Here is a 15,859-nt window from a genome sequence, read left to right on the forward strand (position 1 = left end):
CCCGGAATGTTCTAGGGTCGAAGTGTGGCCGTAAACGCGCGGCCCGGGTGTAACAGAGGGGGATGTCATGGCACCGAAAGTGTTGGCAATTGTGCTTGCCGGTGGCGAGGGGAAGCGGCTGATGCCGTTGACCATGGATCGGGCGAAGCCGGCGGTGCCGTTCGGCGGGAGCTACCGGCTCATTGATTTTGCGCTGAGTAACCTGGCGAATTCGCGGTACCTGCAAATAGTGGTGCTCACCCAGTACAAGTCCCACTCGCTGGACCGGCACGTGTCCGAAACGTGGCGGCTGTCCACCCAGCTCGGTAACTACATTGCGACCGTTCCCGCGCAACAACGCGTGTCCAAGGATTGGTTCCTCGGTTCGGCGAACGCCATCTTCCAGTCCGAGAATCTCATCAAGGATGCCGCCCCGGATTATGTGGTGGTCATCGGCGCCGATCACGTGTACCGGATGGACTTTTCGCAAATGCTGGACGCGCACATCGACTCTGGGGCGGATGCCACCGTGGCCGGGGTGCGGCAGCCGCTCGCCCTGGCGAACCAGTTTGGGGTGATCGAGACGTTCGCTGAGAACCCGGATCGGATCAAGGGTTTTGTGGAAAAACCGGAATCGACACCGGGGCTAGCCGAAGACCCGAACTCGTTTCTGGCCTCGATGGGCAACTATGTCTTCACGGCGTCGGCGCTGGTGGAGGCGCTCCATGAGGACAACGTGCGCTTGGACACCAAACATGACATGGGCGGGGACATCATCCCGTATTTCGTCGAGCAGAATCAGGCGGGCGTCTACGACTTCACCCGCAACGAGGTCCCTGGCGCCACCCCGGAAAACGCCCGGTACTGGCGGGATGTGGGAACCCTGGACTCCTACTATGAGGCGAATATGGATCTGATCGCCCCGCTGCCCGCCTTTGACCTCTATAACGCCTCCTGGCCGATCTACACCCTGCACACCAATGCCCCGCCCGCGAAATTTGTGCGAAGCGCCGCGGGCGAATCCGGATCCTCCACCGATTCGATTGTGTCTGCCGGTGTGGTGGTGTCCGGTGGCGCGGTAGGCGGATCGGTGTTGGGCCGGGAAGTTTTTGTCGATGCCGGCGCGGAGGTCACCGACTCGGTCATCATGGACAATGTGCGCATTGGTCAAGGCGCCACCGTCCGGCGCGCTATTATCGACAAGAATGTCGTGGTCCCGGATGGTGAAAGCGTGGGGGTCGATCCGGAGGCGGACCGCGCTCGCGGCTTTACCGTCACCGATTCCGGGTTGACGGTACTAGCCAAGGATCAACAGTTTTAAGGTAGCCAAAGGCGAATTTGCGTGAAGAAGTGGTTTGTGGCGGCGGCGGTTTTTGCGGCGCTCGGTATTCTGGTGTTGCTATTTCAGCCCCAAGTGGGTGAAGCCGTCAGCGGTTTCGGCTGGGGCGATATGGGCGGCATGATCATCGCGTTTGGCGTTTTCGGGGTCGCCGCGGGATTGGCGTTTCAAGGATTCGTGGTTCGCAAGGAGGCGCAGGGGCCCACCGATGAGCCCGAAGACCGGTTATAGGCGGGTGTCGGGCTCGGCCCCGGCGGTGTTGTGTTTAGCGCCAGCCGGTGTTGGCCGCTGTTGGCCGCCGTCGGGCCGTGTTGGCCGGGGCACATCGCATCTGCCTACACTGTGAAGCGTGCATAACCAGAATCTCAGTCGCTCCGACGCGCGCCAACGCTCTCAACTGATCACCGTCCAGGACTACCAAGTTCACCTGGATCTCACCGGCGCACCGCACGAGGCACAATTAACCTATCCGGTGACGTGCACCATACGTTTCGAGTGCTCCTCCCCCGGAGCGAGCACGTTCTTGGATTACCTGGGCGAAAACGTCGAAAGCATCACGCTCAACGGCACCACACTGGATGCGGCCGAGCAGGTCAACGGCGCGCGCATTGAGTTGCCGCGCCTCGAAGCCAGCAACGAAGTCACCGTGACGGCCAACTCCCGCTATAGCCGCTCTGGCGAAGGTCTGCACCGGTTCTTCGACCCGGCAGACGGTCAGTGTTACCTCTACACCCAATACGAACCCGCGGACTCCCGCCGTGTCTTTCCCAACTTTGAGCAACCCGACCTCAAAGCCAGCTTCACCTTCGCGGTGACCGCGCCGGCAGATTGGGTCGTAGCTTCCAACACCAAGCGCTTATCCTGGCGCCGCACCGGCGAGACGAGCACCTGGACGTTCAAACCCACCGAACGCATTTCCACCTACATTACGACCATCCTCGCGGGACCCTACTTCCAGGTCCGCGACGAATGGACCGAGACCGTTCCCGACGGGCGCGGGGGCACCACCGAGCTCACCGTTCCGTTTGGACTCTATTGCCGTTCCTCCATCGCCGAGCACTTTGACCACGAGGCGATCTTCGCGCTCACCAAGGCGGGGCTCTCCTACTTCCACACGCTCTTTGAGTACCCGTACCCTTTCGGCAAATATGACCAGGCGTTTGTCCCCGAATACAACCTTGGCGCCATGGAAAACCCGGGACTTGTCACCTTCACCGAGTCCTACATCTTCACCTCTGCCGCCACCCGGCTGCAATACTCGGCCCGCGCCAACACGATCATGCACGAGATGGCGCATATGTGGTTCGGGGACCTTGTGACGATGAAATGGTGGGATGACCTGTGGCTCAAAGAGTCCTTTGCCGAATACATGGGCACCCTCGCCTCGGCCGAGGCCACCGAGTTCACCGAAGCCTGGGTCAATTTCGCCAATCGCCGCAAGCTTTGGGCATACCAGCAGGACTCGCTTCCCACCACGCACCCGATCGTGGCCGACATCACCGACCTCGATGCCGCAAAACAGAACTTTGACGGCATCACCTACGCCAAGGGCGCCTCGGTGCTCAAACAGTTGGTCGCCTACGTGGGGTTCGACAGTTTCATCGACGCCGCTCGCAGCTATTTCCGCGAGCATGCCTTCGGCAATACGACGCTGAACGACTTCCTGGACGCCCTCGAGCGTGCTTCTGGGCGGGATATGCGCGCCTGGTCTGCGGCGTGGCTGGAAACCTCCGGGGTCCCCGAGCTCCGTGCCGAACTGAGCGGGGATGCGGGTCAGATCGGCTCGGCAACCATGGTGCAGGACGCGGCGGATTCGGTCACAGGGGTTCGCGGAGCGCGTCCGCAGCGCTTTACGCTTGGCATTTTTGATTACGACGACGATGCCTCCTTGGTTGCCACCGGCACCTTTGACGTCGATGCGCAGACCGAGGAAACCGTTGTCGCCGAATTGGCCCACCAACCTCGACCGGCCCTCTTAGTGCCCAATGTCGGGGACGAGACCTACGCCCGTGTGAGCTTTGACGAGCAATCCTTGAACACACTGTTGAGCAATCTCAAGGACGTGCGGGACCCGCTGGCTCAAGCCGTCTCACTTGCAGCGCTGTGGACCATGACCCGGGACGCAAAACTGCCTGCCGCCGCATACATTCAGGCGGTTATGCGTTATGCCCCCACAGCAAAATACTCATCGGTCTTGGAGACGGTGCTCGCCAATGTGTACTTCGCGTTGACGCACTACTTAGGCGAAGACGCACGTCCCGAAATGGCTCGCCAGGTTTTCGATACTGCCGAGGTCGAACAAGAGCGCGCCCCCGAGCAGACACGCCTCATCTGGACGCGCTTCATGATTCGCGTCGCTGCTCTCGTTTCGGCATCCGCCGATGGGTTGCAGCGCGCTCTCGCCGCCGGTGAACTTGGTTCGCAAACTCTCGATGATGATCTGCGCTGGCGCATTTTGCGCACACTCTCGGCCCTGGGCGCACTTGAGCGAGATCAGCTTGAGACGGCCCGCCGCGCGGATCGCACCGCGAGCGGTCACGTCGGGTATTTGCGTGCCGTGAGCGCAGAGAATTCGGGTGCGGCAAAGCAGGACGCTTTCGAGCGCGTGAGTGGTGCAGACGCGCTCTCCAACGATGAGGTAAGCGCGCTGATCGACGGTTTCACTGACGGTTCCAGCGCCCTCTTGGACCCGTTTGTACCGGAGTACTTTACGGGTCTGGAGGCGTTCTGGGCCGAGAACAGTATTGAGATTGCGCAACGGCTGGTTCGCGGTCTCTACCCTTCGTGGCAGGGCCCGGACACCGAGGCGTCAATCGATGCCGTAACACTCACCGAGAGGTGGCTCGCAGACCATCCGGACGCGCCGGCAGCGCTCACCCGTGTTCTGCGCGAAGAGGCTTTCCTGCTTGGTCAGTCGCGCGCCGCTCAGCGCCTCTCCAACGTGTAGAGCCACCACTTTGCAGGCTCACTTTAACTTCGCAGGCGCATATATGGGCCGGCAAAGTTAATTTGGGCCTGCAGAGTGAGGCGCTGTGCTTACGGTTGCTGTGCCAAGGGTAAATGGGCCTAGGGAACGCGAGCCGTCCACTCCGGGGTCGCGAACTTGGTAGCCACCAGCTCTTCCGCCTCCGCGCGTTCGGCCGCGCTCAGCTCGGAAAGCGTGGCGCCGGTGGTCTCGACAAAGGTGTCCATCATGGTGCGAATGATCTCTTCGCGGGAGAGCCCGGTTTGCCGCTTGAGCGGGTCGACTCGCTTGACCGCGCTCTTGATGCCCTTATCCGAGAGCTTTTCGCGGCCTATGCGCAAAACCTCGACCATTTTCTCCGCGTTCATGTCATAGGACATGGTCACGTGATGGAGCAGTCCCCCGTTGGCCATGCGTTTTTGCGCGGCACCGCCGATCTTGCCCTGATCTGTCGCAATATCGTTCAACGGCTTGTAGAAAGCGTTGATGCCGAGCTTTTGCAGTGATGCCATGACCCAGGAATCCAAGAACGGGTAGGAGTCGGCATAGCTGAGCCCGTCCACGAGGGTTTGCGGGACATACAGAGAATAGGTGATCGCATTACCACGCTCCATGAACATGGCCCCGCCGCCGGAAATGCGCCGCACCACGCCCACGCCGTATTTTTCAACGTTTGCGGCGTCAACCTCGTTGGCCAGCGACTGGAAGCTCCCGATCACGATCGAGGGAGCCTCCCACTCCCAAAAACGCAAGGTCGGATTGCGGACACCGTCCCCTACCTCCCTGGTCAGGACCTCATCCACGGCCACATGCATGGCCGCACTCATGGGCGTTGGTGGAATAACGTCCCATTGGTGATCATCCCAGGTGGTGGCGAAACCCGCTCCGCGGCGCACCGCCGTCGTAATTGCCTCGGCGTCAAAGCCGTGAAGCGCCGCCTCGGCACGCAACCCGTCCTCAATGCTGCGGATCATCACGGTGCGCGGCGTGTTCAGCGGCAAACCGTTGAGCGCATTGTTGATGTCCTCGAGGGCTTCGTCCGGGTCGAGGAAGAAGTCGCCGTTGATATTCATGTCGGTGATCAGGCCGTCTTCGGCACTGAAGTTCGCGCGGACTAGTTTGCCGCCGGGGACCTTGTATTGTCCTTCGTATTCGGTGTTCACGTGGTTGCTAACGCTTTCTGGGGTGCTTTACTTCCGGTAGATACAGCGGTGGCCGGCACCTGAAACCAGGTACCGGCCACCAACAAAGCTGCGGAGCGGATTACTTCTTGCCGCCGAAGCCCTTGAAACGCTGGTTGAAGCGCTCGACACGGCCAGCGGAGTCCATGATGCGCTGCTTGCCGGTGTAGAAGGGGTGCGACTCGGAGGAAATTTCAACCTCGATGAGCGGGTAGGTGTTGCCGTCTTCCCATTCCACGGTCTTGTCGCTGCCGACGGTGGAGCGGGTCAGGAAGGACTTGCCGGAGGCAAGGTCACGGAACACGACGGGGTGATAATCCGGGTGAATACCAGTCTTCACAATAGGTCCTTTTCTTGGCGCGCCTGGATTTTGCCAGGTGCAAGGTGTGTTTTGGCGGTCGAATGACCGACAGTCAATACTAGCATCTCGGGCTAGGTCTCGCTGACAACCCCGGACGCCGCGGTGATCTCGACCGCGCGCACTCGTTCGGCGACCGTGGTACCGTTAAAGGTCGCGATGATTTCATCGGTCCCGGTGGCTTGCTTGATGGCCTCTAGACCGCGCTTCACCTCGGATCCGGTGCCGACCGCGGAGACGCTGAGCATCTCGGCGACCTTCGTGCCCTCGGGGGAAGCGAGGATCTGATCAATCTCTTGATCCGTGTAGTTGCGGCCCGGCGGCAAGAACCGCTTCACGCGCTGACGGGTGACCTGCTGGCGGATGCGCTCGGCGTCCTCGGGGGTGTCGGCAGCGAAAACGTTGGCACCGACGATGGTGTACGGTTCGGCGAGTTCTGCCGATGGCCGGAATGTGGACCGGTAGTGTGCCAGCGCATCCTGGAGAGCGCCGGGGGCAAAGTGGGAGGCAAACGCGTAGGGCAAGCCGAGCTTTGCGGCCAGGTCCGCCCCGAAAAGCGAGGAACCGAGAATGTAGAGCGGGACTCGGGTCCCCCAGCCGGGCACGGCGTTCACGCCTTGGGCGTCAAATTCCTCGTTCAGGTAGCGCTGGAGTTCCACCACATCGGAAGGGAAACGGTCGGAGCTGGTCTCGTCGCGGCGCAGAGCGTAGAGGGTGCGCCGGTCACCGCCCGGAGCGCGGCCAAGCCCCAAGTCGATGCGGCCAGGGTACAGCGTCTCCAACGTGCCGAACTGTTCGGCGACCGTCAGCGGCGAATGGTTGGGCAGCATGATGCCGCCGGCGCCCACCCTGATCCGTTCGGTGGCGCCCGCGATGTGGCCCACCAGGACGGCGGTGGCGCTGGAGGCGACCTCCCGCATGTTGTGGTGTTCGGCGAACCAAATCCGGTGCAAACCCCCGGCTTCGGCCGCGCGGGCTAGCCGGACGCTGCCCTCGAGTGACTCGCGGGCGGTTTCGGTGGGGCCGATGATGGACAGATCCAGAAGTGATAGTCGCATGGTTGTGCCAACCCTTCATCAGGTCGAGTAATTTCCGGGTAATGTACCCGCTCTGCGCGCAGCCGCCGTATGTAACTCACTCCGGGCGACCGCACATAGGTGTGTATATGTGAAGCCTAACCGTCACATTGCCGTTTGCGCCCTCGCGGTTCCGCTAGGTGTCGCGATAAACATCGCCGCGCTCATGCCAATTGTCGTCGAGATCATCGCCGAGTTGACCGGCGGCTAAGCCTTCGGACACATGAGGAGCCACGCTAGAACACGAGATTCACCAGCAGCAAGTAGCAGACGATCCCACCCAGGGTCGCCACCACGAGGTTCTTTCGCCAGTAATACAGTCCGAAGGTCACCGCCAGCGCGGACGCCTCGGGAATCCCGTACGGCGGCACCGCGACATTGACGTGCATGAGCGTGTACACGGTCAGGATCAGCATGAACCCGACAGGCAAATGCTCCTGCAAAAACGCCATATATTCGCTCTCCCGCACTCGCTTCGGCAACGCAAACGGGATCCAGCGCAACACCTGCGTTACCGCGGCGATGACCAGCGCAATTGCCAGCGTGTAGCCGGGCCCGCTCATGCGCGCGCCTCCCCTCGCATGGTTCCTCCTGAATGACGACGGCGTGTTCCCCAGAACCACAGCGAGGTCGCCACAAAGTAGAAGGTCATTCCGGAAAGCAAAAAGGTATTCGCGGCAAGGACCCGTTCGCTGAGCAACCCGACACCGGCCCCCAGAAATCCAAGTATGAGGGCAACCACGCTCCGATCTTGTTCGCGCGCCATCAGAAAGAGAACTGCGAACATGGCGGTGAGCGCGAATTCGAATCCGGTCACATTCGGCGGAAGGAAACCGCCAAGGAGCGCTCCCGTCACGGCTCCGGCGACCCAATACACCTGCGTCATAACCTGGAACGCCGTCAAGGAGGCGCCGCTCAATTCCTTGCCTACGGGCGTCGCCGCAATGGCAAAGGCTTCATCGGTGAGCGCGAATATCCCGTACACCTTTTGCGCCCGGGTGCGAAGCTTCTGGATGGGAAAGCTGAAGCCATAAAAGACGTGACGAAAGTTGATCAGCAGCGCAAGGGTTGCAACCTGCAGCAGCGGCATCGCCGTTGCGACCATGCCGATCGCCACGAACTCGATAGACCCGGCGAAGATGATCGTTGCGAAAATCGGCGCCCAATACCAATCCAGGCCGGTGCTCACGGCGAGCACACCGAGGGCAGCGCCCAATGGAAAGTACGCGGCAAACACCGGCCAGGAGACCCGAAACGCGGGCCAGAACCATCTCATGTTCACCGAGCTTAATCGGCGAATTCGGAAATGCTGAACTTCGTGACAGTGTTAGCAAAATAGTCGAATAGATCAAGGAGACCACCCGTGGAATTCACCCCTCAAGATGGCACCATCACCATGTTTTCAACGACCTGGTGCGGATACTGCCGCAATCTCAAGTCGCAACTTGACCGGATGGGCATCGAGTACAACGAGATCAACATCGAAGAGACGCCCGAGGCCGCAAAGCTCGTCGAGTCGATCAATGACGGCAACCAAGTGGTGCCGACTGTGATCTACCCCGACGGTAGCTCTGCGACCAATCCCCCGGCTCTCGCGGTCAAGGATAAGCTCGGGATCGCTTAGAAACTAGGCGATTGGGTAATCGGCGTCCTGGCCAAATGGGCTTGTCACCGACGCTTTCCCGTTGTTGAGGTGACCAGTCGCCCAGTACCGGAACCCATCTTCAACAATCTCCACCTCATACCATCCGGACTTGTCGCGAGCGTCCACGCCGACGCTCTTAGCCTTTCCGGCCGGGAGCACGAGCGGGCGGGCGTTGTTCTTGGCCGAACTTGCGAGCCTCATGGTGCGCTTCGCTGGGCTCGCGTTAGCTACTTGGACGCTCAAGCGTTGCGCACGGTGATCTGCAGTTGCCGCCACCGACACGTCACCGGATTTCGAGGCGAAGTCTCGGCGGAACCGGTTAGGCCCAGTCACCACGACGTCGATCCCGCCGGAGCCCGGCAGAGTGAACGTGCGCGCCCCGGATACGTTGGCGTGGATGGGTGCTTGGCGAGTATCCGCATAGTTGTAGATGGCTATGGGAGCCGGCCGATCGCCGTCGTTCTTTACCGTGATCGTCAAGGTGCCGTTTGCAACTGCGAAGCTCGCGTCCAAAGCGTAGGGCAGCGGGCGCGAAGCGCGCACGCCAGGTTCCTGGGCGGGCATCGCCTGCGCGCTCGGCGGTTGCGCGGCCCAGCGGCCGTTGAAGGGCGGAATCGGGCCCGGTTGCGTGACCGTCGGCAGAGCGGGAACTGGCGCGCCCTCGAAGTTGAGTGCGCTGGTGAGATCGCCCACGGTCGCGCGGCGCCAGTCGGTGAGCATCTCCGATTTCACGCCGGTCCAGGTTTCCAAGAATTTGACGACCGAGGTATGGTCGAAAACTTCCGAGCACACCCAGCCGCCAACCGACCACGGTGAAATGACGGTCATCGGGACGCGCGGTCCGAGACCCATCGCGGAGCCCTGGTAGAACTCATCGGTCATGCTGGGTTCGGGGCGTGGCGCTGGAACGTGGTCGAAGTAGCCATCGAACTCGTCATAGTTGATCAAGAAGACGGACTTTTGCCAGAGTTCCGGGTTGTCGCCAAAGACCTGGAGGATGTCGTAGACAATGTTGGAGGACTGGATCGGCGAGGACGAGGCCGGGTGCTCGCAGTCGGCCGCGCTCGCCACCAGATAGGTCACCTTGGGTAGTGTTCCGCTTTCAACTGCGGTGCGGAACTGGTTGGTGAGGCTACCGTCTTCGCCGCGGCGAAGCGCGCCGTTGAACATTTCCTGTTCGCGCTCGGAGAGCGTGGCGACGACCTCGTTGAGCCGGTTTTGCATTTCGGTTCGGCGCGCGGGGCTGGCGGCACGGACCGCCGAGTAGAAGTTCTCCATATTCAGGAAGTTTTGGCCGAGATTCAGTGCGCCCAGCACCTTGTTCGCCACGAGTTTGTAGGCGCGGAAGTATTCGGTGTTGTTGTCCGTGAAGTTGTCCCACTCCTGCATGACCTGCCAGCTGACACCGGCATCGCTTAGGTATTCGGTGTAGGCCTTCCACTCGTAGCCGGGATGCCTGGCGTTGTAGGCGGCGTTGGTCACGGCGCGTTGGTTGGTGCCGGGCTCATATCCGGTGTGGCCGGACACCAGATAGTTGCGGTTGGGGCTGGTTCCAGTGGTAATGGAGCAGTGGTAGGCGTCGCAGATGGTGAACTTGTCGGCGAGTTCAAACTGGAATGGAATGTCCTGTCGATCGTACCCGGCCATGCTCGCGGCGCCCTTGGCCGGGATCCACTGGTCCCACCAGCCGCCTGCGACCGCGGTGCCGCCATCGCCCCAACTGTGCGGCAGCGAGGCCAGGAACTCGATGTTCTTTTGGTCCTTGTTGACCGCGTCTCGGGCGAGGAACGGCATGATGGTGGAGTCCGAGCCGCTCGGCGATTGCTCAAAAAGGGTCTTGTCCGAGTTGCGCCGCCGCAGCACGGTCTTATCCGCAAATCCTTGCACGCCTTGCAACGTACCGAAGTAGTGGTCAAAGGAACGGTTTTCCTGCATCAGCACGATCACGTGCTCAACGCCCTGCAATCCCCCGGGCGCCGGCGGCAACGCCATGGCCTTCTGGAAAGAGACGGGCAGGAGGGAACCTGCGGCAGTTGCCGCGCCCAGACCCATAAAGAATCGACGTGAAATAGCGGATGGTTTCTTCGGTGCTTGTGCCATGGGAAGTAGCCTCTCAACGGTGAGGTAAAGAATGGTTAACCTGGGGCAAACGCCACAAGAATAGTCCGATGAATCAGTCTTGCTAATGGGTTCGCGCGATTTTTCTTTGCAGACGGTTGGCGGGCGTCCCGGGCGCTATCCTATTTTCTGGCCGAACTCGCGGCCCACTAGTACTTTCCGGGGACACCATGACACGCAATTTCCTTCGATTGACCCTGCCCGCCGTCGCCACGCTCGCATTATTGGGTGCCTCCGTTGCGCCCGCACAGGCGGCGGACGCGGATGCGACACCTCAAACCTCTGCGGCCCAACCGTTCGCGGCGAAGAAGTTCAAGAACTGCACCGAGCTGACGAAAAAGTACCCGCACGGCGTAGGCAAAAAGGGCGCTCGCGACCTGGCTAACGGCAAGCCCAAGCGCAATGCCAAGAATTTGCACCGCGTCGACAACGCCCTCTACACAGCGAACAAGCACCTGGATCGCGACCGTGACGGGATTGCCTGCGAGCGGTAGTCGCCTCGCGGCGGCACAGCGCCTCTCCTTCGCCGACTTTCTAGGGTTGTTTTGACAAAGTAGGGCCGTATACTCCCCTACTTTGTCAAAACAACCCTATTTTCGTGTCAGGAATGTGAGCGTGCGGCGGAACACGCGTGAGAAGCTGCTCAAATTCGATCGGCTCAAGAGATGTACGACGGCGATACGCGCCTTCGATGGCCCGGCTCACCATCTCGGTGGTCACCAGGGCGTTGAGGTCCTGGGCGGAGCCGATAGTTGCGGGGTCGAGGTCCAAGCCCAACGCATCGTAGACGGCTTCGGTTACCTCACGGATGGGCGGGGTATTTTCGACAACGATCGAGGATGAGAACAACCATGCACCTTTGACGACCCGTTGCGCCGTACCAATAAGTTTGATCTTGGTGCCACTCATGGTTTTGCCGTGCACAGAGAACTCGCCCGGACAGTACTCCCCCGGTATCTCCCCGACACCGGCAGAGACCCCGATGCTCTCTAGCGCCTCGACAAACAGGTTTGCGAATCCGACGAAGCGAGCTTGGGTTTCAATCTTGGCGTCATCGTTGGGCTCGAGATGATCGACCACGAGACTGCCGCGATGGTAGGCTGCGGCGCGTCCGCCGGCCTTGCGGATCACCGGAGTGAACCCCAGTTCCGCGCTGCGGCGTGAGGCATGGGCAAACCCAGGTAACCGTGCATCGCGTTGTCCAAAAGACACCGTCGGCTCGGGGCGATAGATGCGGACCATCGCGCCAAGGTCGCCAGACTGGACGGCTCGCAACAACGTCAGTGCGTAGTCGAGGTCTTCGGCCGCACCAAGTGAACGCGACTGCAGCGCCCATCCAAGAGTTGACTCCCGGCGTGGACGCTGCCTGCGCATGCTATGAGTTGATTCTGAAATGGAGACTCCCTAGAAGTCCCAGTCTTCGTCTTCGGTGTTGACCGCCTTGCCGATGACATAGGACGAGCCGGAGCCGGAGAAGAAGTCGTGGTTCTCGTCCGCGTTCGGAGACAGCGCCGAGAGGATCGCCGGATTCACATCCGTGACCGAACTCGGGAACATCGCCTCATAGCCGAGATTCATGAGCGCCTTGTTCGCGTTGTAATGCAGGAACTTCTTCACGTCTTCGGCGAGCCCGACGGAGTCGTAGAGATCGTGGGTGTACTGGACCTCGTTGTCGTAAAGCTCGTAAAGCAAATCGAAGGTGTAGTCCTTGATTTCCTGGCGCTTTTCCGGGGTCTGCACTTCCAGCCCGCGTTGGAATTTGTAGCCAATGTAGTAGCCGTGAACTGCTTCGTCGCGGATGATCAAGCGAATAAGGTCCGCTGTGTTGGTGAGCTTCGCGCGGCTTGACCAGTACATCGGCAGGTAGAAACCGGAGTAGAACAGGAAGGACTCGAGCAGCGTCGAGGCGACCTTGCGCTTGAGCGGCTCATCGCCGCGGTAGTAATCCATGACGATCTGCGCCTTCTTCTGCAGATTCTGGTTCTCCACCGACCAGCGGAACGCATCGTCGATTTCTTTGGTCGAGCACAGGGTCGAGAAGATCGAGGAGTAGCTCTTGGCGTGCACCGACTCCATGAAGGCGATGTTGGTGTACACCGCTTCTTCATGCGGGGTGATGGCATCCGGAATGAGGCTAACAGCGCCCACGGTTCCCTGGATTGTGTCCAGGAGAGTCAGACCGGTGAAGACCCGCATGGTGAGCTGTTGCTCTTCCGGCGTCAACGTGTTCCAGGACTGCACGTCATTGGAAAGCGGAACCTTCTCCGGCAGCCAGAAATTGTTGACGAGTCGGTTCCACACCTCGACGTCCTTGTCATCCTGGATGCGGTTCCAGTTGATCGCCTGCACGTGATCAACGAGCTTCAGTTTTTCCGGTGTCATTCTTTCATCCTCATTTGCTTTCGCATTCGGCCGTCGCGCTAATAGTGCGTGTGACGTGAGTAGTTCAAACGTCGCGAAGGAGAATTGATCGTCTTTCGCGGCTGGGTTGTAGGTGCTTATTCACAGGTCATTCCGTTCCTCCCGCGAACTCGAGCCCTCCATGCCGTCGCGGCGATAGTTCACCGGCAGGAGCGTAGCGATCGATTCCACCGTGAGCCCGTCAACGGTGGGGACAATGACCTTCATGTGCGGGTTGCGATCAATCATGACCTGCCGGCATTTGCCACACGGCGGGATAACACCACGCTCATCGTCTCCCACAGCGACCATCGTGACCAGGGGATGGTCAGTCTCCGAGGCTGCTTTGGCCATCACAGTGACTTCCGCACACGGTCCACCCAAAAAGTGGTACAGGTTCATACCCGTAAGGATCCGCCCGCTTGCGTCGAGCGCCGCTGCTGCCACGGTATGCAATGGCGAGCGGCCCCACCGTTCGACAGTGCTGGTCGCAACCTCGACCAGTTCCCTCTCGAGTTCGCTGAGTGATTCCATCGGTATCTCTCTGGTGATGTGTGCGTGCGGCGAGCAAGCCACTCACCGCACGCACACGCCGTCGTACTTCTGTAATTCCTGAACCTACGCGCCTACAGCATGCAGGAAACGCAACCCTCTACTTCGGTGCCCTCGAGCGCCAACTGGCGCAGGCGGATGTAGTAGATGGTTTTGATGCCCTTGCGCCAGGCGTAAATCTGCGCCTTGTTGATGTCACGCGTGGTGGCGGTGTCCTTGAAGAACAGCGTCAGCGAGAGGCCCTGATCCACGTGCTGGGTGGCCATGGCGTAGGTGTCGATGATCTTTTCGTACCCGATCTCGTACGCGTCCTGGTAGTACTCGCGGTTCTCGTTGGTCATGTACGGAGCCGGGTAGTACACGCGGCCGATCTTGCCTTCCTTGCGGATTTCAATCTGCGAGGCGATCGGGTGGATCGAGGACGTCGAGTTGTTGATGTAGGAGATCGAGCCGGTCGGCGGGACAGCCTGCAGGTTCTGGTTGTAAATACCGAACTGTTGGATGGAATCCTTGAGCTCGGCCCAGTCCTCCTTGGTCGGCAGGTGCACGTTGGAGTTCGCGAAGAGCTCCTTGACCCGCTCGGTCTTGGGAGTCCAATCGCCTTCAAGGTACTTGTCGAAGAACTCGCCGGTGGCGTACTTGGACTTCTCGAAACCCTGGAAGGTTTCGCCGCGCTCCATGGCGATCTTGTTGGACGCCTTGAGAGCGTTGAACACGATCGCATAGAAGTACATGTTGGTGAAATCCAGGCCCTCTTCGCTGCCGTAGAAAATGCGTTCGCGAGCGAGGTATCCGTGCAGGTTCATCTGCCCCAGGCCAATGGCGTGGCTCATGTCATTGCCGCGCTCAATCGAGGGCACCGAAGAAATGTGGCTCATGTTTGAGACGGCGGTCAGTCCGCGGATCGCGGTTTCCACGGTCTGCTCAAAGTTCGCCGAATCCATGGCCGCGGCGATGTTCATCGAACCCAGGTTGCAGGAGATGTCCTTGCCAACGTTGTCATAGGACAGGTCATCGTTGTAGGTGGTCGGATTCGAGACCTGCAGGATCTCCGAGCACAGGTTGCTCATAATGATCTTGCCCTCGATCGGGTTTGCACGGTTCACTGTGTCTTCAAACATGATGTACGGGTAACCGGACTCGAACTGGATCTCCGCGAGCGTCTGGAAGAACTCGCGCGCCTTGATTTTGGTCTTCTTGATCCGGGCGTCGTCAACCATCTCGTAATACTTCTCCGAGACGTTCACATCCGAGAACGGCATGCCGTACACCTTCTCCACGTCATACGGGGAGAAGAGGTACATGTCCTCATCCTTCTTCGCCAGCTCAAAGGTGATATCCGGGATCACGACGCCCAAGGACAGGGTCTTGATGCGGATCTTCTCATCCGCATTCTCACGCTTGGTATCCAGGAAACGGTAAATATCCGGGTGGTGCGCGTGCAAGTACACGGCGCCGGCGCCTTGGCGGGCGCCCAACTGGTTCGCGTAGGAGAAGCTGTCTTCGAGAAGCTTCATCACCGGGATCACACCGGAAGACTGGTTCTCAATTTGCTTGATCGGCGCGCCCACCTCGCGGATGTTGGTGAGAGCAAAGGCCACACCGCCGCCGCGCTTGGAAAGCTGCAGCGCCGAGTTAATGGAGCGCCCAATCGACTCCATATTGTCTTCAATGCGAAGCAGGAAGCAGGAAACGAGTTCTCCGCGCTGCTTCTTTCCGGTGTTCAAGAACGTCGGGGTGGCCGGTTGGAACCGGCCCAAAATGATTTCGTCGACCAGGTTGGAGGCGAGCGCCTCATCGCCTTGGGCGAGACCGAGGGCAACCATGCAGACACGGTCTTCATAACGCTCCAGGTAGCGCTTGCCGTCAAAGGTTTTCAGCGTGTAGGAGGTGTAGTACTTAAACGCGCCAAGGAAGGTCGGGAAACGGAACTTGTGGCCATACGCCTGCTTGAACAGTGCCTTCACAAAGTCGAAGGAGTACTGGTCCAGGACGTCCTTCTCGTAGTACGCGTTCTCGACCAGGTAGTCCAGCTTTTCCTTCAGCGAGTGGAAGAACACCGTGTTCTGGTTGACGTGCTGCAAAAAGTACTGGTGCGCTGCCTCGCGGTCCGCGGCGAACTGGATCTTGCCGTTCTCGTCATACAGGTTCAGCAGAGCGTTGAGCTCGTGGTAGCCCAGACCCTTGTATTTGTCCGGGGACTGACCATCATTCTCGGCGGCCTCTTCGGTGTGGTGGCTGATGGG

Annotated in this window: 15 protein-coding genes; 5 read left to right on the plus strand and 10 right to left on the minus strand. The window is 60.1% G+C overall.

What is annotated here, in order from left to right; genetic code table 11:
• The first annotated feature begins 67 nt into the window (after positions 1–67).
• The 3 genes from glgC to pepN all read left to right on the plus strand — a co-directional run bounded on the left by glgC (position 68) and on the right by pepN (position 4,265).
• Entirely contained in the window at positions 68–1,300 is a 1,233-nt protein-coding gene (gene glgC, locus O148_RS15915; protein WP_035745661.1) for a glucose-1-phosphate adenylyltransferase, read from the plus strand.
• A 21-nt stretch (positions 1,301–1,321) separates the two neighbouring features.
• The gene (locus O148_RS0109370) at positions 1,322–1,549 is read left to right on the plus strand and encodes a hypothetical protein (RefSeq protein ID WP_026530699.1); all 228 of its coding nucleotides are present in this window, start codon (positions 1,322–1,324) and stop codon (positions 1,547–1,549) included.
• A gap of 118 nt (positions 1,550–1,667) precedes the next feature.
• Positions 1,668–4,265, plus strand: a complete 2,598-nt coding sequence (pepN, locus tag O148_RS0109375; protein ID WP_026530700.1) for an aminopeptidase N — start codon at positions 1,668–1,670, stop codon at positions 4,263–4,265.
• 119 nt (positions 4,266–4,384) lie between these two features.
• Here the strand turns inward: pepN and O148_RS0109380 are convergent, their stop codons facing one another.
• The 5 genes from O148_RS0109380 to O148_RS15920 all read right to left on the minus strand — a co-directional run bounded on the left by O148_RS0109380 (position 4,385) and on the right by O148_RS15920 (position 8,174).
• Positions 4,385–5,446, minus strand: a complete 1,062-nt coding sequence (locus tag O148_RS0109380; RefSeq protein WP_026530701.1) for a lipoate-protein ligase LplAB — start codon at positions 5,444–5,446, stop codon at positions 4,385–4,387.
• 100 nt (positions 5,447–5,546) lie between these two features.
• Positions 5,547–5,804, minus strand: coding sequence for a type B 50S ribosomal protein L31 (locus O148_RS0109385; RefSeq protein WP_026530702.1), 258 nt, complete (start codon positions 5,802–5,804; stop codon positions 5,547–5,549).
• A gap of 92 nt (positions 5,805–5,896) precedes the next feature.
• Positions 5,897–6,880 carry an LLM class flavin-dependent oxidoreductase gene (locus O148_RS0109390; RefSeq protein ID WP_026530703.1) on the minus strand — a complete coding sequence of 328 codons (984 nt, stop codon included), beginning with the start codon at positions 6,878–6,880 and terminating at the stop codon, positions 5,897–5,899.
• 254 nt (positions 6,881–7,134) lie between these two features.
• Complete coding sequence (locus O148_RS0109400; protein WP_026530704.1) at positions 7,135–7,461, minus strand: branched-chain amino acid transporter permease; 327 nt, start codon at positions 7,459–7,461, stop codon at positions 7,135–7,137.
• Positions 7,458–8,174 (minus strand): AzlC family ABC transporter permease, encoded by a 717-nt coding sequence (locus O148_RS15920; RefSeq protein ID WP_084157238.1) that lies wholly within the window; start codon positions 8,172–8,174, stop codon positions 7,458–7,460. The genes O148_RS0109400 and O148_RS15920 overlap by 4 nt, the downstream gene beginning before the upstream one ends.
• An 87-nt stretch (positions 8,175–8,261) precedes the next feature.
• On the opposite strand from O148_RS15920, the gene O148_RS0109410 reads away from it, so the two are divergent.
• Positions 8,262–8,522 (plus strand): mycoredoxin, encoded by a 261-nt coding sequence (locus tag O148_RS0109410; protein ID WP_026530705.1) that lies wholly within the window; start codon positions 8,262–8,264, stop codon positions 8,520–8,522.
• 3 nt (positions 8,523–8,525) lie between these two features.
• On the opposite strand, the gene O148_RS15925 is transcribed toward O148_RS0109410, so the two are convergent.
• Positions 8,526–10,643 (minus strand): phosphocholine-specific phospholipase C, encoded by a 2,118-nt coding sequence (locus tag O148_RS15925; RefSeq protein WP_075204338.1) that lies wholly within the window; start codon positions 10,641–10,643, stop codon positions 8,526–8,528.
• Between the two features lie 188 nt (positions 10,644–10,831).
• Between O148_RS15925 and O148_RS0109420 the strand changes: the two genes are divergently transcribed.
• Positions 10,832–11,155 carry an excalibur calcium-binding domain-containing protein gene (locus tag O148_RS0109420; RefSeq protein ID WP_075204339.1) on the plus strand — a complete coding sequence of 108 codons (324 nt, stop codon included), beginning with the start codon at positions 10,832–10,834 and terminating at the stop codon, positions 11,153–11,155.
• An 85-nt stretch (positions 11,156–11,240) separates the two neighbouring features.
• Here the strand turns inward: O148_RS0109420 and O148_RS15930 are convergent, their stop codons facing one another.
• The 4 genes from O148_RS15930 to nrdE form a co-directional block, all read right to left on the minus strand.
• The gene (locus tag O148_RS15930; RefSeq protein ID WP_051620060.1) at positions 11,241–12,035 is read right to left on the minus strand and encodes a lipoate--protein ligase family protein; all 795 of its coding nucleotides are present in this window, start codon (positions 12,033–12,035) and stop codon (positions 11,241–11,243) included.
• 30 nt (positions 12,036–12,065) lie between these two features.
• The gene (gene nrdF / locus O148_RS0109430) at positions 12,066–13,043 is read right to left on the minus strand and encodes a class 1b ribonucleoside-diphosphate reductase subunit beta (protein WP_026530707.1); all 978 of its coding nucleotides are present in this window, start codon (positions 13,041–13,043) and stop codon (positions 12,066–12,068) included.
• 120 nt (positions 13,044–13,163) lie between these two features.
• A complete protein-coding gene (locus O148_RS15935) occupies positions 13,164–13,595 on the minus strand; it encodes a cytidine/deoxycytidylate deaminase family protein (protein WP_051620061.1) in 432 nt (143 codons plus the stop codon).
• A gap of 92 nt (positions 13,596–13,687) precedes the next feature.
• Entirely contained in the window at positions 13,688–15,856 is a 2,169-nt protein-coding gene (nrdE, locus tag O148_RS0109440; protein WP_051620074.1) for a class 1b ribonucleoside-diphosphate reductase subunit alpha, read from the minus strand.
• Positions 15,857–15,859 lie beyond the last annotated feature (3 nt).

The sequence above is a fragment of the Haematomicrobium sanguinis DSM 21259 genome, from assembly GCF_000688395.1.
Lineage (GTDB): Bacteria > Actinomycetota > Actinomycetes > Actinomycetales > Micrococcaceae > Haematomicrobium > Haematomicrobium sanguinis.